Here is a 240-nt window from a genome sequence, read left to right as displayed (position 1 = left end):
TCTTAATTATAATTTTAAATTTGCAATTTAATGTTTTTAAACTATTAGATAATACTGCGATGGTTATATTCAACTAATCATAAGGATATTGGGACGTTATATTTAATATTTGGTGTTTGATCGGCTATAATGGGAACTGCTATAAGAGTTTTGATTCGAATGGAATTAGGAAATCCTGGTAGATTGTTAGGAAATGATCATATATATAATGTTATAGTTACTGCTCATGCTTTTGTAATA

It is taken from the genome of Rhodosalinus sediminis, from assembly GCF_003385555.1.
In the GTDB taxonomy this organism is placed as follows: domain Bacteria; phylum Pseudomonadota; class Alphaproteobacteria; order Rhodobacterales; family Rhodobacteraceae; genus Rhodosalinus; species Rhodosalinus sediminis.
This window is presented reverse-complemented; position numbering follows the sequence as displayed.